At 70.9% G+C, this 21697-nt stretch carries 19 protein-coding genes; 4 read left to right on the forward strand and 15 right to left on the reverse strand.

What is annotated here, in order from left to right; all coding sequences use genetic code 11:
* Positions 1-46: 46 nt before the first annotated feature.
* Complete coding sequence (locus KZ820_RS15130) at positions 47-766, reverse strand: helix-turn-helix transcriptional regulator (protein WP_219749429.1); 720 nt, start codon at positions 764-766, stop codon at positions 47-49.
* Positions 767-802: 36 nt separating this feature from the next.
* On the reverse strand, positions 803-2944 hold the full coding sequence (locus tag KZ820_RS15135; RefSeq protein ID WP_219749430.1) for a histidine kinase dimerization/phosphoacceptor domain -containing protein: 2142 nt from the start codon (positions 2942-2944) through the stop codon (positions 803-805).
* 162 nt (positions 2945-3106) lie between these two features.
* Here KZ820_RS15135 and KZ820_RS15140 point away from each other — a divergent pair, with 162 nt between their 5' ends.
* On the forward strand, positions 3107-3451 hold the full coding sequence (locus tag KZ820_RS15140; protein ID WP_219749431.1) for a PilZ domain-containing protein: 345 nt from the start codon (positions 3107-3109) through the stop codon (positions 3449-3451).
* On the forward strand, positions 3448-3990 hold the full coding sequence (locus tag KZ820_RS15145; RefSeq protein ID WP_219749432.1) for a (2Fe-2S)-binding protein: 543 nt from the start codon (positions 3448-3450) through the stop codon (positions 3988-3990). Before KZ820_RS15140 ends, KZ820_RS15145 begins: the two co-directional genes overlap by 4 nt.
* A gap of 7 nt (positions 3991-3997) precedes the next feature.
* Here the strand turns inward: KZ820_RS15145 and KZ820_RS15150 are convergent, their stop codons facing one another.
* From KZ820_RS15150 to KZ820_RS15160, 3 genes are read right to left on the reverse strand one after another with little or no spacing between them, the layout of a single operon-like run.
* Positions 3998-5329: a sensor histidine kinase gene (locus KZ820_RS15150; protein ID WP_219749433.1), complete on the reverse strand. Its 1332-nt coding sequence runs from the start codon at positions 5327-5329 to the stop codon at positions 3998-4000.
* The gene (locus KZ820_RS15155) at positions 5329-6417 is read right to left on the reverse strand and encodes a DUF2336 domain-containing protein (RefSeq protein WP_219749434.1); all 1089 of its coding nucleotides are present in this window, start codon (positions 6415-6417) and stop codon (positions 5329-5331) included. Before KZ820_RS15155 ends, KZ820_RS15150 begins: the two co-directional genes overlap by 1 nt.
* Before the next feature lie 36 nt (positions 6418-6453).
* Complete coding sequence (locus KZ820_RS15160; protein WP_219749435.1) at positions 6454-7635, reverse strand: hypothetical protein; 1182 nt, start codon at positions 7633-7635, stop codon at positions 6454-6456.
* A gap of 255 nt (positions 7636-7890) precedes the next feature.
* Between KZ820_RS15160 and KZ820_RS15165 the strand changes: the two genes are divergently transcribed.
* A complete protein-coding gene (locus KZ820_RS15165; protein WP_308462243.1) occupies positions 7891-10092 on the forward strand; it encodes a hypothetical protein in 2202 nt (733 codons plus the stop codon).
* A gap of 176 nt (positions 10093-10268) precedes the next feature.
* Complete coding sequence (locus KZ820_RS15170) at positions 10269-11336, forward strand: spore coat protein U domain-containing protein (RefSeq protein ID WP_219749437.1); 1068 nt, start codon at positions 10269-10271, stop codon at positions 11334-11336.
* 113 nt (positions 11337-11449) lie between these two features.
* On the opposite strand, the gene KZ820_RS15175 is transcribed toward KZ820_RS15170, so the two are convergent.
* The 10 genes from KZ820_RS15175 to nuoI form a co-directional block, all read right to left on the reverse strand.
* The gene (locus KZ820_RS15175) at positions 11450-11725 is read right to left on the reverse strand and encodes a DUF1467 family protein (protein ID WP_132910448.1); all 276 of its coding nucleotides are present in this window, start codon (positions 11723-11725) and stop codon (positions 11450-11452) included.
* A gap of 10 nt (positions 11726-11735) precedes the next feature.
* Positions 11736-13376 (reverse strand): ribonuclease J, encoded by a 1641-nt coding sequence (locus KZ820_RS15180; RefSeq protein WP_219749438.1) that lies wholly within the window; start codon positions 13374-13376, stop codon positions 11736-11738.
* A gap of 90 nt (positions 13377-13466) precedes the next feature.
* The gene (locus KZ820_RS15185; RefSeq protein ID WP_219749439.1) at positions 13467-14255 is read right to left on the reverse strand and encodes a type III pantothenate kinase; all 789 of its coding nucleotides are present in this window, start codon (positions 14253-14255) and stop codon (positions 13467-13469) included.
* 11 nt (positions 14256-14266) lie between these two features.
* Complete coding sequence (locus KZ820_RS15190; RefSeq protein ID WP_219749487.1) at positions 14267-14980, reverse strand: biotin--[acetyl-CoA-carboxylase] ligase; 714 nt, start codon at positions 14978-14980, stop codon at positions 14267-14269.
* Positions 14977-16437 (reverse strand): NADH-quinone oxidoreductase subunit NuoN, encoded by a 1461-nt coding sequence (nuoN, locus tag KZ820_RS15195; RefSeq protein ID WP_219749440.1) that lies wholly within the window; start codon positions 16435-16437, stop codon positions 14977-14979. The genes KZ820_RS15190 and nuoN overlap by 4 nt, the downstream gene beginning before the upstream one ends.
* Entirely contained in the window at positions 16437-17975 is a 1539-nt protein-coding gene (locus tag KZ820_RS15200; RefSeq protein ID WP_308462244.1) for an NADH-quinone oxidoreductase subunit M, read from the reverse strand. The genes nuoN and KZ820_RS15200 overlap by 1 nt, the downstream gene beginning before the upstream one ends.
* 13 nt (positions 17976-17988) lie before the next feature.
* Positions 17989-20157, reverse strand: a complete 2169-nt coding sequence (nuoL, locus tag KZ820_RS15205) for an NADH-quinone oxidoreductase subunit L (protein ID WP_219749441.1) — start codon at positions 20155-20157, stop codon at positions 17989-17991.
* Between the two features lie 7 nt (positions 20158-20164).
* Positions 20165-20479, reverse strand: coding sequence for an NADH-quinone oxidoreductase subunit NuoK (gene nuoK, locus KZ820_RS15210; RefSeq protein WP_132910444.1), 315 nt, complete (start codon positions 20477-20479; stop codon positions 20165-20167).
* Positions 20480-20487: 8 nt separating this feature from the next.
* Positions 20488-21099, reverse strand: coding sequence for an NADH-quinone oxidoreductase subunit J (locus KZ820_RS15215; RefSeq protein WP_219749442.1), 612 nt, complete (start codon positions 21097-21099; stop codon positions 20488-20490).
* A gap of 111 nt (positions 21100-21210) precedes the next feature.
* Complete coding sequence (gene nuoI / locus KZ820_RS15220; RefSeq protein ID WP_183943127.1) at positions 21211-21696, reverse strand: NADH-quinone oxidoreductase subunit NuoI; 486 nt, start codon at positions 21694-21696, stop codon at positions 21211-21213.
* Between the last annotated feature and the right edge of the window lies 1 nt (position 21697).

Genomic DNA, 21697 nt, shown 5'->3' on the forward strand with positions numbered 1-21697 from the left:
TCGCTCCGATCGCGCCGCTCGGTACGAGCGGCCGGTGCGCTGTCCTCTAAGCGGGTTGGACGTCAGAAATTGACAGCAGCGAGCGCCAGTCGCGATCCTGCTCGCGCCATCGCACGAACAGCGCGTGACGGCGGCCGAGGTAACGCTCGTCCAGCACCGCAAGCACCGCGACCCGGTCGACGCGGAAATGCCGGAAGGCCGACCGCCGCTCGCACCAGGCTGCCAGCACACGCACCTCGTCGAAATAGACGATCGCGATCGGCCAGATCACGCGCTCGGTGGCGGTGCCGGCTGCATCACGGTAGGTGATCGCCACCTTGCGCTGGCGGCCAATCGCGTGCCGCAGCACCGCGACCTGCTCGGCATCGGCTCGCCGCGACAGCGAGGCCGCGGCGAGGAGCGCGGGCGATGCCCCGTCCGGCATCGCACCGCTGGCGCGCGCCGCCTCGATCTTGGCGAGCGCGCTCTCACCGGAGCGGACCAGCTCGGGATCGCCGCGCTCGCGCACCCAGCCGAGGCCGAGCGCCAGCACGTCCAGCTCGTCCTGCGTGAAGGCGAGCTGGGGCAGGAAGAAGCCGGCGCCGAGGCGATAGCCCACACCCGCCTGCCCTTCTATGGGTGCGCCGAGCGCGCGCAGTGTGTCGATGTCGCGGTAGACGCTGCGCGGCGAGACGCCCAGCTCGGCCGACAGCTCGGCCGCGGTCACCGGCAGCCTTCGCGCGCGGAGCACGCCGATTAGCTCGAACAGCCGACTCGTCCGCGACATCGCCGCTCCGCCCTCCGCGCCGCGCCGCAGCCGCCGTCAGTCGCCCTCGATCGGCGCGGTGAGCAGCGCGCGCGTGCCAGGATCATTGGCCTGGAACTCGACCGTGCCGCCGATGCGCTGCACCACCGCGGTCATCATCCGGCTGCCGAAGCCGCCGTCGCCGCCGGCGACCTTGCCGACGCCGCGATCCGCGACGATCAACCGCAGCAGGTGGCCGTGCTGCTCCAGCACCACGTCGATGGCGCCGCCATTCTGCGCCGGGTAGGCGTATTTGGTCGCGTTGATCACGAGCTCGGCGGCGATCAGTCCGACGCTGACCGCGCGATCGGTCGGGATCAGCACCGGCGCGAGGTCGAGCGTCAGATGCCGGCCCCATTCCTCGCCGAGCGAGGAGCGTAGGTCCTGCATCAGCTCGCCGAGGTAGCGGCTGAGATCGATCACCTCGATCTGATCGTCGCGGTAGAGGCGACGGTGCACCAGCGCCACCGCCGAGAGCCGCGAGCGCGCCTCGAGCAGCTGGTCGGCGACCGCACCCGCACCCGCGTCGCGCGCCTGGATCGCCAGGAAGGACGAGACCAGCTGCAGGCTGTTCTGCACGCGATGGTCGACTTCGCGCATCAGCAGGTCCTTCTGCGCGAGCAGCGAGTCCTTCTCCGCGCCGGTTCGCTCCAGCTCGCGATTGAGCCGGCGCAGCTCGGCCGCAGCACGCGCCTCCCCGAGCAGCCGCCGCAGCCGCGCCGCGCCGTCGACCTGCTCGAGCGTCCAGCGCCGCGCGCGCCCGCGCACCTGCTCGCGCCACGATTCGAACGAGGCGCGCGGGCGCAGCGTCGCCTGCGGGTCGTGCGGTACCGCCTTGTGCGGGTTGCCGGCCCACTCGATCTCCTCGATCCGCTCAGCGCGCAGCCAAAGCAGCGCGTCACCGTCGCCGAGCGAGAAGCCGAGCACGCCCGCGATCGGCGCGACTCGTGCGGCCTCTGCCCAATCCTTGCCCAGCTCGCGGGTCGCGAGCGGCGCGGTATCGTCGCGTGCGCCGAGCCACCGCGCCAGCGCCACCAGCGCGGCCTCGTCGGCAGCGATCCCGACCGTCGTCGCGCGACCGCCGCGCACCAGCGCCAGCCCGTCGGCCCCGAACGCGTGGCGGACGTCCTCGGCGCGCGCCTGCACCACGTCGACGGGCGAGTCGCTCGTGAGCAGCAGCGCGCGAAGGGCGTCCTCCTCGCCGCGCAGCGCCAGCCGCTCGCGATAGGCCTCGGCCTCCTCCTTGGCGCGGAGCTGGCGCGCCAGCCCGCCAGCGAGCGCGGCCGCGGCGGCGCGGGTGGCGCGCGGCAGCAGGCGCGGCGTCGCATGGTGGCAAGCCACCAAGCCCCACAGCAGCCCGTCCTTGACGATCGAGATCGACGCCGAGGCGGACACGCCCATGTTGCGGAGATAGTCGATGTGGATCGGCGACACACTGCGGATCGCGACGTCGCTCAGGTCGGTCAGCTCGAAGCCGGCCGGACGCAGCGACGCGGGCACGTAGTCGACGTCGGGGATCACGCGGGTGCGGTTTCGCACGTACAGCGCGCGCGCCTGGCGCGGGATGTCGCTCGCCGGGAAATGATGGTGGAGGAAGGTGTCGAGTCCCGGCGCACGATCCTCGGCGACGACGCAGCCCGACTCGTCGTCGAGGAAGCGGTAGATCATCACCCGGTCGAAACCGGTCAGCGCGCGGAACGCCACCGCGGCGCGCTCGCACAGCGCCACGAAAGTGGTGGTGCGCTCGAATCCCGCCGCCATCGCGTCGAGCCAGCCGAGCGTCTCGGCGACGCTGCCTCCGGCGGTCTCTCCCATCGGCTCGAGCTCGGCGAGCAGCCACTGGCCGGTGCGGTGAAGCGCTACATCGTGGTCGTGCACCGGTGCCGCCAGGATCGTCCCACCCGGGCCGATCGGCACCGCCTCGGCCAGCGCGTTGACGTCCTGCGCCAGTAGATGATCGAGCCGCGCGCCGAGCCAGTCGTCGCCGAACAGCGCCTCGATCGCTCCCGCGCCGGCGACCACCTCGAGCGAGAGCGCGTCGGCGACGAGCAGCAGGCCGTGCGGCATCACCGCCCCGGGAACATGGATCGGCTCGCGGTCGCAGGCCGTCAGGTTGAGCGACTCCGCGGTCGGGTCGCGTTGGACGATGGGACCTGCCATCGCGCGCTTATGGCAGTATTCGCGTGCCAGGCAACTGATCGGGGGCTATTTCATAGCGTTTCTGCACGATCCCGAGACAGTCGACACGAAGGACTTGCCCCAGCGGCGAGACGATGGAATCGGGTAGCAACCCGTTAGGATACCGGACCTAGAGCTGCCCGCATGTCGACCCCTCCCCGCGAACCGCGCAGCAGCGTGATCCTCTATGCTCTGGTCGACACCGGCACCCAGGCGGTCGAGTGCCGCGTCCGTAACCTCTCGGTCACGGGCGCGTGCGTCGACAACAGCGCCGGGCTGACACAGGGCGACGAGGTCCGCGTGACGATGGGGACGCTCGAGCAGCTCGCCGCGCGCGTGATGTGGGCCAAGGCGACGCTGGCCGGGCTGCACTTCGACGCGCAGGTCGACATCGCCGCGGCGCGTCGCCCGCGCACGCGCAACACCAGCGTCCAGCCCAGCGCCGGTTGGATGCAGCATATCCGCGACGCCTATCGCGAGCGCGGATGACGCGACTGACGGTCAACAACGAGGCGGTCGAATACCGCCTCCCGGCCGAGACGCCGCTGCTCTGGGCGCTGCGCGACGCGTCCAACCTGACCGGCACCAAATACGGCTGCGGCACGGGAAGCTGCGGCGCCTGCACGGTCGACGTCGACGGGCGCGCGGTGCGCTCGTGCCAGATGACGCTCGCCGCGGCGGAGGGGACCTTCGTCACGACGATCGAGGGCCTGTCGCGCGATCGTACCCATCCCGTCCAGCTCGCCCTGCTCGCGGAGAACGTCTCACAGTGCGGCTTCTGCATCCCCGGGATCGTGATGGCCGCGGCGGTGCTGCTGCGGCGCGACCCGATGCCGTCGGAGCAGGCGATCGCCGCCGCGATCGGCAACGTCTGCCGCTGCGGAATCTACCCGCGCCTCGCCGCCGCGATCCAGCGTGCCGGTCGCGCGATCCGCGGTGAGGAACGACTGCCCACCGGCGCGCGGCCCGGAGTCGAGCCGGCCGGCGCGGCGCGGCAGGTGCCAGCGCTCGACCCGCGCCAGCGCTGAGCACGGCTCAGCCAGCTGGCAGTGTTAGCGTGAAGCGCGCGCCGTCGCCGGGGGCACTGTCGACGGTGAGCGTACCACCCATCGCCTCGGCGAGCCGCCGCGCGATGTAAAGCCCAAGCCCACTGCCGCCCGGCTCGCCGGGATCGACGCGCTCGAACTTGCCGAAAATGCGCACTTGGTCAGCCGCGGCGATGCCCTGCCCGACGTCGGCCACGGTCAGCAGCGCGCGGCCGCCTTCGCGCCGCAGCGATAGCACGATCGCGCTGTCGCGCGGCGCGTAGCGCACCGCATTGGCGATCAGATTGACCGCCACCTGCAGCATCCGCCGGAACTCGCCGAGTGCGATCAGCTCGTTCTCGCACCCCGAGCGGTCGATCGTCACACCCGCCTCAGTCGCGCGCGCCGACAGCAACGCGGCGGCGCGGCGCGCCACGTCGGCGAGGTCGACCGGCGCGCGCTCGGTGGTGAAATCCTCGCGCTCGATCGCCTCCAGGTCGACGAGATCGTCGATCAGCCCGAGCAGGTGGCGCCCGGCGCCGGCGATATCGGCGGCATAGTCGGCGTAGTGGCTGTCGAGCGGACCGTCGCCGCCGGCGCTGATCCCGTCGGCGTCGGCGATGATCCGCGCCAGCGCGCCGCGCAGCAGCGTATCGAGCCGGTGGTCGAACGGGCGAAGCTGCGGGGCGGCGGATTGAGGCGCGGCGACATAGGCGGCGCCCACGAAACCGCCGAAGCCGCCGCCGCTATCCAGTCGGACATGTCCCGCGAGCGTCACGCGCGCGCCGCTGCCGTGCAGCCGCGCGGGCTGGTCGGCGAAGTCGCGCCGCTCGGTGAGCGCATCGAGCAGCGGCATGGTGCCGTCGCGGTCTGGCTCGAGCACGAACAGCCGGCTCAGCGGGCGGCCCAGCGCGGCGGCGGGATCAAGCCCGAGCCGGGCCGCGGTGTCGAGCGACAGCCGCGTGACGCGCAGCTCCGAGTCGACCTCCCAGGTCCAGTCGGCGTCCTCGGGCGCGGTCACCTCTGCCAGCGTGGCGGCGCCCGCGCGGGCATGGCCGGCGGCACGCTCGCGGAGCAGCGAGACGGTCAGTGCCACCCCGGTCTCATCGGGCATGGCTTTGACCCAGCAATCAAGGTCGCGGTCGCCGTCGGCGATCGTCACCGCGCGCGATACCAGGATGCGCAGCCGTCTTGCCAGCCGCACCAGCACCGCGACCTGGGGAATAGCAAGCAGCGCGCCGTGACGCCCGCCCGCGCGCGCGTTGAGCGCGGCGAAGGCATCGTCGGCGCGGGCGAGCCGGTCGTGCCGGTCGACCGCGGCGTGCAGCGTCGCCAGCGCCATCACGCGCGCGGGCTGCGGGCGAGCGCGCGCACGGCGGCGCGAAAATCGCGGTGCAACGTCAGCGGCGCCACCGCACGCGCGGCGGTCTCGGGCGCCAGTGTGGCGACCCGGTCGAGCGAATCGGGCAAGGTCTCGACGTCGCGCGCGCGATCGGCCTCGCACAGGACGAAACCGACCTGCGCGATCAGGTGCCGTTCGATCCCGAGCGCGCGCAGCGCCAGCCACAGCCGGTCGCTGTCGGCGTCGAGCGTCAGCCCGCGCGCCTCGGCGAACTCGATCCCGAGCGCGTGCGCCAGCAGCGCGACGAAAAGATCGGTGCGCGCCTCGCCGAGCGAGTCGATCAGCAGCTGCGGCAGCGCGCCCGCGACGGGGTCGATCGCGGCGGCGAGCTGCGCCGCGGCGGCCTCGACGCGCTCGCCGTCGTCGTGCGCCGCGATGCTGCGCTGACTCGCCTCGGACAAGGCGCGGTCGACCTCGGGTGGCACGCCGTGGCCGAGCCGCTCGCGCAGCGCCGCCGCCACCCACCAGGCGAGCCGCTCGTGCATCGCCTCTGGCAGTTCGGCGCGGCGATCGGCGTGGGCCAGGCGACGCCGACTGTCCGCCACCAGATACGCCACCGCACGAGCACGCACCACACCGTCGGCGCTCTCCGCGAGCGCGGCAGCCAGCGTCGCGGTGCCGCCGGGCGCGCGCTGCGCCGCCAGCGCCTCGTCGATCAGGTCGACGCGTGCCTGCGCGATCATCTCCCCCATCACCCCTGGATCACGCATCAGCCCCGACTCGACCAGCCGCGGCAGCGTCATCGCGCGATTGCCGGCGAGCAGCGCGGCGGCGTCCGGGAAGCCGCGCGCCTCGAGCAGCCGCGCGGCGTGACCGGCGATGTCGCGCTCGATCGCGGCGACGGTCGTCTCGGCCAGGCGGTTGATCGCCACTCGGGTGCGCTCGTCGAGTCGGTCGCGCACGTCGGCGAAGACGTCCGCGATCGTCGCGCTCAGCCGTGCCCCCGCCCGGCCGTCGGCCGACGCCGCCTGCGCCGCGACTCGCGCGGCCAGGTCCGAATCGATCGCCTGAGAGGGTTGGGCGGGCATCTCCCCACCCCTTAGCGAGCGATCCTTAACCACGCTCTAAGTCACTCGCCGCAGCCACTCGACCGCGACCACCAGCGTCAGGGCGGCGTAGGCGGCGACGATGCCGAGGCCGAGGGTCGGCCAGCCGAGCAATGTCGCCACGGCCAAGATCGCGAGATAGCCCGGCGCCGTGCCCCACCAGACCCGGCGCGGCGCGGCGACGGCGGCGCGTTCGCCCACGCCGGCCGCGACCAGCGCTCCGATCGCGAGCAGCCGCGCGCTCGCGGTCGCGGCCTCGCGATCCACCTCATGCGCCAGCAGCAGCGCCGCGATCGCAGGCACCGCCATGATCAGCGCGCGGCTGGCGCGCAACAGCGCGGGCTCGTCGCGGAACAGCGCCAGCGCACCTGCGATCTCGGCCAGCAGCACCGCCGCGAGGGCCACCAGGACGCCCAGCCCGGGTGCGCCGAGCGCGATCGCGGCGCCGCCGGCCAGTCCCGCCGCCCCCGCCGCGGCGGTGCACGCGCCGGTGCCGATCGCGCGCCGCGCGATCACCGGGATCACCGCGCGCGCGAGCGGGCGCAGCACCAGCCGCTCGAACCAGCTCGGCCGCACCGCCATCGACGCCGACAGCACCGCGCGGCCGCGCTCCTCCAGCGCGCTCGCCCGCCGCTCGATGCCGTGGCCCAATTCCATGTCGTCGAGCCGCAGCGAGATGTGGCGAGCGCCGGCCTGGTCGGCGGCGCGCAGCAGCGTCGACTGGAGATCGTAATCGTCGGGCAGGCGCGCCGCCTCGGCGATGCGCCGTGCGTCGAGCCGCGCCACGCCTCCCCAGGCCGCGCCCGCGCCGACGCGCTCGAACAGCGGTGAAGCCTGCGCGCCGGGCACCACCAGCAGCGCGTCGCCACCCTCGCCCGCCAGCGCGTGGACGACGCCCTCGGTGGTGACCAGCCCGTCCGCCATCATCACCACGCGCGCGAGCGGGTGCAGCTTGGCCAGCGCCTCCGCGGCGGTGCGGACCACGTCGACCGCGACGCCACGCCGCCCGATCCGCGCCAGTGCGCCCATCAGCTCCGGCGTTTCGCGCGACACCACGACGACGATCTGCGCGGCGTCGCATGCCACCAGCAGCCGCGCCTGATATTCGATCAGCGAGGCCGCGGCGAAGGGCAGCGTGGCCGCGAGCGTCCCCGGTCGGTCCTCTGCCTCATGGATCGCGAACAGGAGCCCGGCCAGCATGGCATGGCTGTTACGGGGTGGCGTGGACCGCGGCAATATCCGTGACGCGGCGCAGCGACGCGGCGGACCGAGCGACTGTGCCCCTCCGAGACGGCTTCCCGATGCGGGCAAACGTGTTAGATGGAGCGGATGACCGGGGGGCCGACTTCACTATCCGATGCACGTGCGACCGAGCCTGGCGCGCGTTGGCCCGATCATTGGCCGGAGAGCTGGCCCGATCCCGCCTCCCTTCCGTCTGCGGAGCCCGCCCCGACCGTGACCGACCCGTTCTTCTCCGACGACGCTCCCGACCGCCCTACGCTGGGCGGCCCGCGGCCGGTGCTCGGTTGGGTCGCGATCGCGGTCGCGGTGCTGTGGGTCGCGGCGCTGCTGTGGCTCGCGCGTGACTCGCTCAGCGCGATGACGCCGCTGGCGCTGGCGCAGTTCGGCGCCGCGCTGGCGACAGTGCCCGCGCTGGCGGGCGTGGTCTGGCTCGCCGCGCTGCGCACCTCCACCGCCGAGGCGCAGCGCTTCGGCGCGACCGCGCGCGCCATGCGCAGTGAGGCGGTCGCGCTGGAGAACACGGTGGCGGTGCTCGGCACCACGATCGAGGAGCAGCGCACCCAGATGGCCGAGCAGGTGCGCCTGCTCACCGCGCTGGGCGATGCCGCGACCGCGCGGCTCGCCGATATCGCGGGCACGCTCTCCGCCGAAGTCCAGCGCGTCGACGCGCAGACCGGCGCGCTCTCCGCCACCGCCGGCGGCGCCCACGAGCGGCTCGACGCGCTGCTAGCGGCGCTGCCGCGCGCCGCGGAGGAGACGCGCTCGCTGACCGAGACGATCGACCAGGCCGGGCTGGTCGCCTATGAACACAGCGCCGGGCTCGATGCGCAGGTCGCGGCGCTGGTCGCGCGCGGGCGCGACGCCGAGGCGATCGCGGGCGGCGCGGCGGAGAAGCTCGCCGCGTATATGCAGCGGATGGAATCGACCAGCCACACCGCCGGGGCGCGGCTGGAGGCGGTCACCTCCGCGGCGGCGGGTGCGGTCGACGCGCTGCTCGATCGCACCGCGCGCGCGATAGACGAGTCGCGCAAGGCGATCGCGGCACAGGGCGACGCGATGCTGGCGATGGTCAGCACCAACCAGACCGCGCTCGACCATGCCGCGCGCGAGAGCGCCGAGGCGCTGGCCGAGCGGATCGGGCTGATCGAGGTGGTGATCGAGCGGATCGCGGCGCGGCTCGACGCGCAGCAGGGCGCGGGTCGCCAGCTGTTCGACTCGCTCGACGATGCGATCCTGCGCGTCGACCAGCGTTTCGTCGCGCTGCATCGCGACGGCGGCGAGCGCACCCAGCAGCTCGCCGCGTCGGTGAGCGCACTCCACGCCTCGGCCGAGGCGCTGGCGCGCGCGATGGACGCGGGCCACGCCTCGGCGCAGCACACGATCTCGACGACCGAGCACCTGCTCGTCGCGCTCGACGCCGCCGCGCGCGAGATGGACGAGACCATGCCCGAGGCGATCTCGCGGCTGGAGAGCCGCGTCGCCTCGACCAAGCAGGTGATCACCGCGGCCAAGCCCGAGCTGCTCGCGCTCGTCACCGCGGCCGAGAGCACGCACGACGCGATCGAGGCGGTGGCACAGGTCGTCGCCGAGCAGCGCCAGACGGTCGAGTCACTCACCAGCCGGCTCCACGATGGGCTGGCGCGCGGGCGCAGCCAGGCCGACGAGATCGGCGAGGCGATGGGCGATGCCTCGCGCCAGATCGACGACATGACCGAACAGGCCGCGCCGCGGCTGGTCGAGGCGCTGCTGCGCGTGCGGGAGACCGCCTCGGCCGCGGCAGATCACGCGCGCGAGGCGATCGCGCGCGTGATCCCCGAGGCCGCCGACGCGCTGGAGAGCGCGGGTGCCGCCGCGCTCAGCCGCGCGGTGGAGAGCGGGGTGCAGGGCCAGGTCCGCCAGGTGGCGCAGGTCGCCGAGGCGGCTGTGGCGGCGACCAACCGCGCGGGCGAGCGGCTGCAGCAGCAGCTCGATGGCATCGAGGCGACGATCGCGCTGATCGACCAGCGGCTGGAGGAAGCGCGCGCGGCAGGCGAGGAGAATGAGCGCGACAGCTTCGCGCGGCGCGCCTCGCTGCTGATCGAGTCGCTCAACTCGGCCTCAATCGACCTGACCCGCACCTTCGCGCCCGAGATCTCGGACAGCGCCTGGGCGGCCTATCTCAAGGGTGACCGCGGCGTCTTCACGCGGCGCGCGGTACGGCTGCTCGACGGCGGCGAGCAGCGCGACGTCGCGCGGCTCTACGACGAGGACGGCGCGTTCCGCGAGCAGGTCAACCGCTACATCCACGATTTCGAGGCGATGCTCCGCACGATCCTGGCGCAGCGCGACGGCTCGCCGCTGGGAGTGACGTTGCTCTCGTCGGACATGGGCAAGCTGTACGTCGCGCTGGCGCAGGCGATCGAGCGGCTTCGCTAGGGCGACGCCAGGTGCGGTCGCCCGTTGACCTCACCCTTCCGTTCGCCCGTCATTCGGAGGTGGCGACGGCGCGCGCTACTCGCCGTGACAGGCCGCTTTGCGACTTCGGTCTAAACCGCGCCCTATAGCGCGCGCACCTAACTGCGGCTTAACCAACCTCTGCTGTGTCGGTTCGCATGCGCGCGCCGTCCCGCTCCCCCGCCCCGCTGTCGCCGTGGCTCGTACGCCTGCTCGCCGCCCTGCTCGCGCTCGTCGCCGCGCCGGCGCTCGCCTGCACGATGCCCGCCAACACGGCGGTGACGGTCGGCAGCTACTCGCCCGCCGCGATCAAGGCCGGTGCGGTGCCCTATGCGCAGACCGCGTCGGGGTTCGAGTGCACCACGCTCACGGTGCTGACGCTGCTCAGCGCCAATTATCTGAGCGCGACAATCGGGTCGGGCGCGACACTCAAGCTCACCTCGACCAGCAACGCCGCCGATACGCTGGCCTACCAGCTCTTCGCCAACGCCAGCAGCAGCTATGAGATCAAGCCGGGCACGACGACCTATTATATGAAGAGCGGTGCAGTCACGCTGCTCACCGTCGGCAGCCAGGGCGCCAACGTACCGCTGTTCTTCAAGCTCGCGAGCGGCACCGCCCCCGCGCCCGGCACCTACAAGGGATCGATCGCGATCCGCTGGGACTGGAATTTCTGCAACGGCGTCGCGGTGGGCAGCCTGTGCACGCTCGGCGCCACCGACAGTGGTAGCCAGACGGTGACGCTCGCGGTCACGCTCTACGTCGCCCCCAAGCCGCCCACGGTGGCACTGGCGCTAGGCGCGGTCACCTGGGATCCGGTCAACGGCACGCTCAACCCCAAGGCGATACCGGGCAGCAAGCGCCGCATGGTGATGACGCTGAGCAACCCCGACCTGGTCGCCACCGAGCTGGACGCGACCACCCTCGTCGTTCCCACCGCGACCCGCATGGCGATCGCGCTCGACGGCGACGGTACCGGCAGCGGCGCGGTGGTGCAGGTGACCGAGGGGTCACCGCCGTCGGGCGCGACGATCGCCTACGCCTCACCGGGGAGCACGACCGACCAGATCGACTTCTCAAGCGACGGCGGCGCGACCTGGACCTACGTGCCGGTCCCCGGCGACGCGACCAGCCAGGCGGCGGTGACGAGCGTGCGGATCAAGCCCAAGTCGAGCATGGCGGCGGGCTCGTCGATCAGCGTGTCGGTGCCTTACTCGGTGAGGTGAGCGCGAACGCGGTCGCGAGCGGAATGACGTAAACTGATCTCCCCTCCCCTTCAGGGGAGCGAGCCGGGGCTGAGGCGCCGCCGCGAACGTGACGCGTGTGGAAGCGCCCCACCCTAGATCGCGTTGGCCGGGTCGGCGAAGTCGAGCATGCCCGCGGTCACCCAGCCGAACTCGTAGTTCGCCACGAACAGCCCGAACAGCAGGGTCGCGACGATCGTGGTGCGCACCAGCACGCGCTTGAGCGAGAAGCTGTGCGGCGAGCTCTCGGCGGTGCCGGGGACGTGCTCGGCGCCCATCTCGGCCGAGGTACGCACGCCCCACGGCAGCACCAGGAACACCGAGAAAGCCCAGAACAGGATGTAGATCGCCAGCAGCGACGTCCAGCGCATCCGTCCCTCCTCAGACCTGGACGATCACCACGTCGATCACCGGCTTCTTGCCGGTCCAGCGCGTGGCGACCTTGCGCACAGCGAGCCGCACGTCCTCGCGCAGCCGCTCGCGGTCGCGCACGCGGCCCTTCATCGCCTCCGCCGCGGCCTCGGCCGCCTCGGCGAGGAAGGGCTCGCGCTCCTCCTCGACCGGCACGCCCTGGATCCGGACCTCGGGCGTGCCGCCGGCGCGGCCGTTGCGGTCCACCGCGATGCCGACCGAGATCTGGCCGTTGACCGCGATGCGGCGCCGGTCGTTGATCGTGCCGCCGTCCGACGGCAGGATCACGTCGCCATCGAGCACCAGCCGCCCGACCGGCACGTCGCCGATCTTCTTGGGCGCGCCCGGCGCGAGCCGGACGAGATCGCCGTTGGTCTGCACCAGCACGTCGCGGATGCCCTGCGTCTGGCCGTAGCGCGCATGCTCCATCAGGTGGCGCATCTCGCCGTGCACCGGCAGCAGCGCGCCGGGTCGGATCCAGCCGTACATCTGGGCGAGCTCGGGCCGGCCCGGGTGACCCGACACGTGGACGTGCGCCTGCTTCTCGGTGACCATCTCGACGCCCTTGGCGGCGAGCTGGTTCTGGATACGGCCCACCGCCACCTCGTTGCCGGGGATCTGCTTGGCGGAGAAGATCACCATGTCGCCCATGTCGAGCCGGACCGGGTGCGAGCCGTCGGCGATCCGCGCCAGGGCGGCGCGCGGCTCGCCCTGACCGCCGGTGGCGATGATCAGCACCTTGTTGCGCGGCATCCGCATCGCCGCGTCGACGTCTATCGTCTCCGGAAAGTCCTTGAGGTAGCCGGTCGCCTTGGCGACGCGGATGATCCGGTCGAGCGAGCGGCCGGTGACGCACAGGCGCCGCCCAGTCTCCTTGGCAACCTCGGCCAGCGTGTGCAGCCGCGCCGCGTTCGAGGCGAAGGTGGTGACCACGACGCGGCCGCGCGCGCGCGCGACGCTCTCGGCGAGGCCCTGGCGCACGCTCGCCTCGCTGCCCGAGGCCTCGTTGTTGAAGACGTTGGTCGAGTCACACACCAGCACGTCGACGCCCTGCTCGCCGATGGCGGCGAGCTCGTCCGGGGTGGACGGCTTGCCGATCACCGGGGTGGGATCGAGCTTCCAGTCGCCGGTGTGGAAGACGCGCCCCGCGGGCGTGTCGATCAGCAGCGCGTTGGCCTCGGGGATCGAGTGCGACAGCGGCACGACCTCGACCGAGAAGGGGCCGACCGTGAAGGGCTCGCGCGCGTGGACCAGGCGGATCTTGACGCGATCCTCGATCCGCTCCTCTTCCAGCTTGCCGCGCACCAGCCCGGCAGTGAACGGGGTGGCGTAGATCGGCACGCCGAGATCCTCGGCGAGATAGGGCAGCGAGCCGATATGGTCCTCGTGCCCGTGCGTCAGCACGATGCCGACGAGCGAGTCGAGCCGCTCCTCGATGAAGCGCAGGTCGGGCAGGATCACGTCGATCCCGGGATAATGCGAGTCAGCGAAGGTGACGCCGCAGTCGACCATCAGCCATTTACCGGCATGGCCGTAGAGCGTGACGTTCATCCCGATCTCGCCCGAGCCGCCGAGCGCGCAGAAGAGCAGTTCCTTGTTGTTGGGAGTCATTGAAGTCCTTTGTCGTCCCGCGCGGGGCGCCGGATGCGCCGATGAAGCGGGAGGAAGAGAGAAGGGCCGGACTGCGCGCCGGCCGGGCGTTCACCTGGATATATGGGCGCGTTCGTACATGATCGCCAGCCCTTGGATGGTGAGATCGGGCTCGATCGCGTCGAAGGCGTCGGTGTGGCGCTCGAACAGCGTGGCGAGCCCGCCGGTGGCGATCACCTTGACGGGCCGCACGATCTCGCGGCGCATCCGGGCGACCAGCCCCTCGATCATCGCGATATAGCCCCAGTAGATGCCGATGTTCATCTGATCGACCGTGTTGCGCCCGATCACGCTGTCGCTCGCGGGCGCCTCGATCGCGACGCGCGGCAGCTTGGCGGCGGCCATCACGAGCGCGTCGAGCGAGAGGTTGATACCCGGCGCGATGATCCCGCCCTTGTAGGCGCCGGTGTAGTCGGAATGGTCGAAGGTGGTGGCGGTGCCGAAGTCGATCACGATCAGGTCGCCGGCGTGGAGCGCGTGCGCGGCGATCGTGTTGACCGCGCGGTCGGCGCCGAGGCTCTTCGGCTCGTCGACGTCGATCGCGATGCCCCAGTCGAGCGGCGCGCGCCCCGCGATCAGCGCGTCGCTGCGGAAATATTTGGCGGCGAGCACCTCGAGATTATGCAGCGCGCGCGGCACCACGGTGGAGACGATCACGGCGGCGACGTCGTCGCGGCTATAGCCCTCGAGCGCGAGCAACTGGCTCAGCCACACCGCATATTCGTCGGCGGTGCGGCGCGGGTCGGTGGCGATGCGCCAGCGCGCGCGGATCGCGCGGGTCGGGGTGTCGACCAAGGCGAAGACCACGTTGGTGTTGCCGGCGTCGACCGCGAGCAGCATCGCACCCTCTCTCACAGCAGGAATATATCGCCCGCGTGCATGACACGCCGGCTCCCGTCCGCCAAGCGCAGGACGAGCGCGCCGCCGGGGTCGAGGGTCTCGTAGCGCCCGTGCCACTCGCCCCCGTCGGGAAGGCGTGCGCGCAGTTCGGTGCCGGGCGGGTGCGCGCGCTCGCGCCAGCGCTCGGCGACGGGGCCGAGACCCTCCTCGCGCCAGCGCGCGTGCCAGTGCGCCAGCGTCGCGGCGAGTTCGCTCTGGAGCGTCGCGGCGTCGCTCGTCGCCCCCGCCGCGCAGAGGCTGGTGGTGGCGCGATCAGCGAGTTCCGGGTGATGGGCAACGTTGACGCCGAAGCCGATGACCACCCACTCGTCGACGCGCTCGAGCAGGATACCCGAGAGCTTCGCGCCGTCCAGCAGCAGATCGTTCGGCCATTTGAGGCGCAGCGCCGCCGCGTCGGGCAGCGCCGCGCGCACCGTCTCCTCCAGCGCCACCGCGGCGACCAAAGCGAGCGTCGGCGCGGGCGGGTCCCCCGCGGCGAGGCGGACGAGCGTGCTGGCGTAGAGGTTGCCGACTGGCGAGTCCCACGCCCTGCCCTCGCGCCCGCGCCCCGCGGTCTGACGGTCGGCGCGGAGCCAGAGGCCGTGCTCGCCGTAGCCGTCGCGCGCGAACGAGCGCAGGTCGGCGTTGGTCGAGCCGGTCTCGGGTACGTGGAGCGTGCGCGTCAGAACAGGCTCGCCGCCGCCGCCAGCGTCCAGGCCGACAGCGCCGGGATGACGAGATAGCCGAGCGGCGAGACGATCACCGCCGCCGCGGCGATCAGCCCGCCCTCGAGCCGGTCGCCCTCGCCGAACGTGCCGGCGGGCTCGTCGAAGTACATCGTCTTGACCAGGCGCAGGTAATAATAAGCGCCGATCACGCTGAACACGACGCCGACCACCGCCAGCGGGAACAGCCCCGCCTGCACCGCGGCGTAGAACACCGCGAACTTGGCGTAGAAGCCGAACAGCGGCGGGATCCCGGCCAACGAGAACATGAAGATAGCCAGCGCCGCCGCCAGCCCCGGCCGCGTGCGCGACAGCCCGGCGAGGCTGGCGATCGTCTCGATCGGTTGCCCGTCGGCGTCGCGCATCTGCAGCACGACGAGGAAGCTGCCGAGCGTCATCGCGATGTAGATCGCCATATAGGTAAGCACCGAGGCGACGCCCTCCTGCGTGCCCGCAGCGAGACCGATCAGCGCGAAGCCGACGTTGTTGATCGACGAGTAAGCGAGCAGGCGCTTGATGTTCTGCTGGCCGATCGCGGCGACCGCGCCGAGCAGGATCGACGCGAGCGCGGCGAAGATCACGATCTGGCGCCACTGTCCCTCGGCCGGGCCCATCGCCTCGACCGCGACGCGCACGCCCAGCCCGATCGCTGCCACCTTGGGCGCCGAGGCGAAGAAGGCGGTCACCGGCGTCGGCGCGCCCTCGTACACGTCGGGGGTCCACATGTGGAACGGCACCGCCGAGATCTTGAAGGCGATGCCCGCGAAGACGAACACCAGCCCGAAGAGCAGGCCGGTCGACTTGGCGTCGCCGGTCAGCGGCGCGGCGGCATAGGCGCCCGCGATCTCGTCGAACAAGGTCGAGCCGGTGAAGCCGTACACCAGGCTGATGCCGTAGAGCAGGATCCCACTCGCCAGCGCGCCGAGCACGAAATACTTCAGCCCCGCCTCGGCCGAGCGCTGGTCCTGCCGCATGAAGCTCGCCAGCACATAGGCAGCGAGGCTCTGCAGCTCGAGACCGACGTAGAGCGTCAGCAGGTCGGCGGCGGAGACCATCATCCCCATGCCCGCCGCGGAGAGCAGGATCAGCACCGGATATTCCGGGCGCAGGTTGTCCCCCGCGGTGCGGCGGAAGAAGTCGGGCGCCATCACGATCGCCACCGCGGCGGCGACGTAGATCAGCACCTTGGAGAAAGCGGCGAAGCTGTCGGCGCGGTACAGGCCGTAGAAGGCCTGCCCGCCCGACGAGGCCGGGCCGACCAGCGCGACGCAGGCGCCGGCGAGCACCGCCACCGCGGTCCAGGACACCGCCTTGGTCGAGGCCGGCCCGCCCCAGGCAGCGACCAGCATCAGCGCGATCGCGCCCAGCCCGAGCACCACCTCGGGCAGCGTCATCGCGAGGTTAGCGGCATAATCCATCAGTGCGCGCTCCCCTGCGCGTGAGTTTCGGCGTGGGCGGCGGGCACGATGCCGGTGCCCGTGGTTGGCAGCGAGTCACCTGCCGGGCGTGCGCGATCGATCCGCGCGAGCAGGATCTGCGTGTCCTTGCGCATTGGCGCGAGGAAGCTCTCCGGATAGACGCCCATCCACAGCACCGCCGCGGCGATCGGGGCGAGCAGCCACAATTCGCGCGGGCTGAGGTCGGACATGGCCGCGACCTCCTCCGACTTGATCTCGCCGAACACGACGCGACGGTAGAGGTACAGCATGTACGCCGCGCCCAGGATGATGCCGGTGGTGCACAGCAGCGCGACCGTGGTCGAGACCTGGTAGGTGCCCATCAGGCTGAGGATCTCGCCGACGAAGTTGCTCGTCCCCGGCAGACCGATCGACGCCATGGTGAACAGCAGGAACAGCAACGCATAGCGCGGCATGTTGATCGCCAGACCGCCGTAGCGGCTGATCTCGCGGGTGTGGAGCCGGTCGTAGATTACGCCGACGCACAGGAACAAGGCGCCCGACACCAGGCCGTGGCCCAGCATCACCATCATCGCGCCCTCGATCCCCTGCGCGTTGAACGCGAACAGGCCGATCGTCACGATCGCCATGTGCGCGACCGACGAATAAGCGATCAGCTTCTTCATGTCGGACTGCACCAGCGCGACCAGGCTGGTGTAGATCACCGCCACCGCGCTCAGCCCGAACACCAGCCACACCAGCTGCGCCGAGGCCTCGGGGAACATCGGCAGGCTGAAGCGCAGGAAGCCGTAGCCGCCGAGCTTGAGCAGCACGCCCGCCAGGATCACCGAGCCCGCGGTCGGCGCCTGGACGTGCGCGTCGGGCAGCCAGGTATGGACCGGCCACATCGGCATCTTCACCGCGAACGAGGCGAAGAAAGCGAGCCACAGCCAGGTCTGCACCTGCGGCGGGAAGTCGTAGTTCATCAGCGCCGGGATGCTGGTCGTCGCCGCGGTGATGCTCATGTAGAGCATCGCGATGAACATCAGCAGCGAGCCGAGCAGCGTGTACAGGAAGAACTTGTACGAGGCGTAGATCCGGTTCGCGCCGCCCCAGATGCCGATGATCAGGAACATCGGGATCAGGCCGGCCTCGAAGAAGATGTAGAAGAGGAACAGGTCCTGCGCCGCGAAGGTGCCGATCATCAGCACCTCGGTGAACAGGAACGCGCTCATATATTCCGGCACGCGCTTCTCGATCGCCTGCCAGCTCGCGCCGATGCAGATCGGCATCAGGAACACCGACAGCACGATCAGCAGCAGCGCATAGCCGTCGATGCCGAGCGCCCAGCCGAAGCGGCCGAACAGCGGCGCATACTCGACGAACTGCCACTGCGCGCCACCGACGTCATAGGACAGCCACAGCACGACGCCGAGCGCGAGGTTCGCCAGCGTCGCCGCCAGCGCGGTCCAGCGCGCCGCCGAGGCGGAGAGGAAGAGGCACGCGACCGCCGCGGCGGCTGGGATCGCGAGCATCAGCGAGAGGATCGGGAACGACACGTGATGGAGCCCCTCAGCCCGCGATCGCCCAGGTGATCGCGGCGGTGAGCCCGATCAGCATGACGAACGCGTAGGTATAGACATAGCCGGTCTGCAGGCGGCCGGCGACGCGGCTGCCGACCTGCACCACCCAGGCCGAACCGTTGGGCCCGAACCGGTCGATCGTTCCCTCGTCGCCACGGTGCCACAGCAGGCGACCGATCGCGAAGGCGGGGCGGACGAACAGGAAGTGGTACAGCTCGTCGAAATACCATTTCCGCAGCAGGAACTGGTAGAGCGGCTGGAAGGTGTCGGCGAACTTCGCCGGCGCCTCGGGCGAGCGGATGTAGGTCAGATACGCGATCAGCAGACCTGACAGCATCACGATCGTCGCCGCCAGCTGCACCAGCAGCGGCACCTGGTGCATCTCGTGCATGAGGTGCTCGTTGAAGTAGAGCGCGCCCTTCCAGAAGCCGCCCGCCGTCTCCGGGTCGATGAACCAGTGATGGAAGACGAAGCCCGAGGCGACCGCGCCGATCGACAGCACGATCAGCGGGATCAGCATCGCCACCGGGCTCTCGTGCGGGTGATAGCCGCCGGTGCCCTTGGGGATCTCGTTGAACCCGCGCGACTCTACCGCCGGCGCGTGACCCGCATCCTCACCCGCGGGATCGGGATGATGCGCGTCGTCGTGGCCGTGCGCGTGCGCGCTGCCGTGCTCGGCCGCGTGCGCCTCGTGCCCGTGCGCGTCGTGCGCATGATCGTGGTGGGCGTCATGCGCATGGTCATGCGCGCCGCCGTGCGCGTCGTGGAGCGCGTGCTGGATATGCTCGGACGCGGCCCAGCGCGGCTCACCCCAGAAGGTGAGGAACATCAGGCGCCACGAGTAGAAGCTCGTCAGCAGCGCGGCGAACACGCCCACCATCGACGCCGCCGGCGAGCCGGCCGCCCAGGCCACCTCGATGATCGCGTCCTTGGAGTGATAGCCGGCGAAGCCGCCAACGCCGTAGATGCCGACGCCGGTGATCGCCAGCGTGCCCAGCAGCATGCCCCAGAAGGTGATCGGGATCGCCTTCCGCAGCCCGCCGTAATAGCGCATGTCCTGCTCGTGGTGCATCGCGTGGATCACCGAGCCGGCGCCGAGGAACAGCAGCGCCTTGAAGAACGCGTGCGTGAACAGGTGGAACATCGCCGCACCATAGGCGCCGACGCCCGCGGCGAAGAACATGTAACCCAGCTGCGAGCAGGTCGAATAGGCGATGACGCGCTTGATATCGGTCTGCGTCGTGCCGACGGTCGCGGCGAACAGGCAGGTCGCGGCGCCGATGAAGGTCACGAAGCCCATCGCGGTCGGCGAGGTCTGGAACATCGGCGACAGGCGGCACACCATGAACACGCCCGCGGTCACCATCGTCGCGGCGTGGATCAGCGCCGACACCGGGGTCGGCCCCTCCATCGCGTCGGGCAGCCAGGTGTGCAGGCCGAGCTGCGCCGACTTGCCCATCGCGCCGACGAACAGCAGCAGGCACAGCACCGTCATCGTGTCGGCGCGGAACCACAGGAAGCCGATCGTCGAACCCGCCATCGACGGCGCCGCGGCGAGGATCGCCGGGATCGAGACGGTGTTGAAGACGAGATAGGTGCCGAAGATGCCGAGCATGAAGCCGAGGTCGCCGACGCGGTTGACGACGAACGCCTTGATCGCCGCGGCGTTGGCGCTCGGCTTGCGGAACCAGAAGCCGATCAGCAGGTAGCTCGCGAGGCCCACGCCCTCCCAGCCGAAGAACATCTGGATGAGGTTGTCCGCGGTCACCAGCATCAGCATCGCGAAGGTGAACAGCGACAGATAGGCGAAGAAGCGCGACTGGTCCGGGTCCTCCGCCATATAGCCCCAGCTATACAGATGGACCAGCGCCGAAACGCTGGTGATCACCACCAGCATCACCGCGGTCAGCGCGTCGACGCGCAGCGCCCAGGACACGTCGAACGTGCCCGAGTGGATGAAGTGCAGCACCGGCGTCACCGTCGCCTCGTTGGCGCCGGTGAGGAAGCCGATGAAGATCGGCCACGACAGCGCGCTCGCGAGGAACAGCCCGCCGGTGGTGATCGCCTTGGGCAGCGTCGCGCCGAACGACTTGTTGGCGAAGCCGGCGACGATCGCCGCGACCAGCGGCACGAAAACGATGAAGAGGATCGACGTCACGGGCGGATTACCCCTTCATCCGGCTGGGATCGTCGACCGAGATCGAGCCGCGGCCGCGGAAGAAGATCACGAGGATGGCAAGACCGATCGCGGCCTCGCCGGCGGCGACGGTCAGCACGAACATCGCGAACACCTGGCCGACCAGGTCGTTGAGCGCCGCCGAGAAAGCGACGAGGTTGATGTTCACCGCCAGCAGGATCAGCTCGATCGCCATGAGGATGACGATGATGTTCTTGCGGTTCAGGAAGATGCCCAGCACCCCCATGGTGAACAGCAGCGCCGCCACCACCAGATAGTGGATCAGGCCGACCCCGCCCGACATGGCTCCGCTCACAGCTGTACCCCCTGGCCGATCTCCGGCCGCATGTTGCGCGTAGCGTCCTGCGGACGCCGCGCGTTCTGCCGCGCGATATCCTGGTAGCGCGAGCCCGAACGCTCGCGATGAGTCAGCACGATCGCGCCGATCATCGCCACCAGCAGCACCAGCCCCGCGCCCTCGAAGATGAAGAGGTAGCGCGTGTACAGCAGCTCACCGATCTGGACGATGTTCGACTTGGCCGCGACGGTCGGCGCCGCGCGCCGCGCGAGATCGATCCCGCCCGCGCTCCACGCGCCGATGCCGATCAGGATCTCCGCCACCAGCGCCACCGCCAGCACCAGGCCGATGCCGAAATAGCGCACGAAGCCCGCGCGCAGCTCGGCGAAGTCGATGTCGAGCATCATCACGACGAACAGGAACAGCACCGCGACCGCCCCGACGTAGACGATCACCAGCAGCATCGCGATGAACTCGGCGCCGACCAGCACCATCAGCCCGGCGGCGTTGAAGAAGGCCAGGATCAGCCACAGCACCGAGTGGACCGGATTGCGCGACGAGATCGTCATCGCGCCCGAGACCAGCACGACGATAGCGAAGAGATAGAAGGCGATGGCCTGGATCATCTCACGCTGCCCCCACGTCGGCGCCGCGGCGGCGCGCGGTCGAGAAAACCGCGGCCGTGGCCGCGGTGGTGTCCGTCAGAATCATGTCGACCCCTGAAATCACGCGAGCGCCTACCGGTACGGCGCGTCGGCGGCAAGGTTGGCCGCGATCGCGCGCTCCCACCGGTCGCCGTTGTCGAGCAGCTTGGCCTTGTCGTAGATCAGCTCCTCGCGCGTCTCGGTAGCGAACTCCAGGTTCGGCCCCTCCACGATCGCGTCCACCGGGCAGGCCTCCTGGCACAGGCCGCAGTAGATGCACTTGGTCATGTCGATGTCGTAGCGCGTGGTGCGGCGGCTGCCGTCGTCGCGCGGCTCGGCCTCGATCGTGATCGCCTGCGCCGGGCACACCGCCTCGCACAGCTTGCACGCGATGCAGCGCTCCTCGCCGTTGGGATAGCGGCGCAGCGCATGCTCACCGCGGAAGCGCGGGGACAGCGGGTTCTTCTCGAACGGATAGTTGATCGTCGCCTTCGGCTTGAAGAAATACTTCAGCGTCAGCGCGTGCGCCTTCACGAACTCGTAGAGCGTGAACGCCTTGATCGTCTGCGCGATACCCATC

It is taken from the genome of Sphingomonas citri, assembly GCF_019429485.1.
Classification (GTDB): domain Bacteria; phylum Pseudomonadota; class Alphaproteobacteria; order Sphingomonadales; family Sphingomonadaceae; genus Sphingomonas; species Sphingomonas citri.

Excerpts from the sequence above, each read along its gene's own strand:
- KZ820_RS15130 (WP_219749429.1), bottom strand. The coding sequence starts at position 766 with ATGTCGCGGACGAGTCGGCTGTTCGAGCTAATCGGCGTGCTCCGCGCG.
- KZ820_RS15135 (WP_219749430.1), bottom strand. The coding sequence starts at position 2,944 with ATGGCAGGTCCCATCGTCCAACGCGACCCGACCGCGGAGTCGCTCAAC.
- KZ820_RS15140 (WP_219749431.1), top strand. The coding sequence starts at position 3,107 with ATGTCGACCCCTCCCCGCGAACCGCGCAGCAGCGTGATCCTCTATGCT.
- KZ820_RS15145 (WP_219749432.1), top strand. The coding sequence starts at position 3,448 with ATGACGCGACTGACGGTCAACAACGAGGCGGTCGAATACCGCCTCCCG.
- KZ820_RS15150 (WP_219749433.1), bottom strand. The coding sequence starts at position 5,329 with ATGGCGCTGGCGACGCTGCACGCCGCGGTCGACCGGCACGACCGGCTC.
- KZ820_RS15155 (WP_219749434.1), bottom strand. The coding sequence starts at position 6,417 with ATGCCCGCCCAACCCTCTCAGGCGATCGATTCGGACCTGGCCGCGCGA.
- KZ820_RS15160 (WP_219749435.1), bottom strand. The coding sequence starts at position 7,635 with ATGCTGGCCGGGCTCCTGTTCGCGATCCATGAGGCAGAGGACCGACCG.
- KZ820_RS15170 (WP_219749437.1), top strand. The coding sequence starts at position 10,269 with ATGCGCGCGCCGTCCCGCTCCCCCGCCCCGCTGTCGCCGTGGCTCGTA.
- KZ820_RS15175 (WP_132910448.1), bottom strand. The coding sequence starts at position 11,725 with ATGCGCTGGACGTCGCTGCTGGCGATCTACATCCTGTTCTGGGCTTTC.
- KZ820_RS15180 (WP_219749438.1), bottom strand. The coding sequence starts at position 13,376 with ATGACTCCCAACAACAAGGAACTGCTCTTCTGCGCGCTCGGCGGCTCG.
- KZ820_RS15185 (WP_219749439.1), bottom strand. The coding sequence starts at position 14,255 with ATGCTGCTCGCGGTCGACGCCGGCAACACCAACGTGGTCTTCGCCTTG.
- nuoN (WP_219749440.1), bottom strand. The coding sequence starts at position 16,437 with ATGGATTATGCCGCTAACCTCGCGATGACGCTGCCCGAGGTGGTGCTC.
- nuoK (WP_132910444.1), bottom strand. The coding sequence starts at position 20,479 with ATGTCGGGCGGGGTCGGCCTGATCCACTATCTGGTGGTGGCGGCGCTG.
- KZ820_RS15215 (WP_219749442.1), bottom strand. The coding sequence starts at position 21,099 with ATGATCCAGGCCATCGCCTTCTATCTCTTCGCTATCGTCGTGCTGGTC.
- nuoI (WP_183943127.1), bottom strand. The coding sequence starts at position 21,696 with ATGGGTATCGCGCAGACGATCAAGGCGTTCACGCTCTACGAGTTCGTG.